The following is a 247-nucleotide window of genomic DNA, read 5'->3' as shown; positions in this document are numbered from 1 at the left end:
CTGGACGCTCTGGCACGGGAGAAGGCGGGCGCCGAGCAGCGGCGGCTGGAGGCTGGCCGCGAGGTGAAGCGTCTGGAGGGCGCTCTCGCATCTCTGCCGAAGCCCGCCGACGACGCACCCGCCGAGGAGGTGTCGTCGACTGAGATCCTCACGGCGCTGGACGCCGCACGCCTCGCTCAGCGACAGGCGGAGGATGCGCAGAGGACGTACGACGACCTCGCCGCCGAGTACGACCGACTGACCAGCC

The 247-nt window shown here is 71.7% G+C and carries 1 protein-coding gene; it reads left to right on the top strand.

Translation table 11 applies throughout. The features are described 5' to 3' along the window. The coding region (locus tag SB660_RS22800; RefSeq protein WP_410584794.1) for a hypothetical protein at positions 1 to 247 on the top strand (247 nt) is incomplete at both ends.

This window comes from Bacillus sp. SIMBA_005, assembly GCF_046535585.1.
Taxonomy (GTDB): domain Bacteria; phylum Bacillota; class Bacilli; order Bacillales; family Bacillaceae; genus Bacillus; species Bacillus pumilus.
The sequence above is the reverse complement of the archived record's forward strand: the minus strand, read 5'-3'. Positions and strand labels throughout refer to the sequence as shown.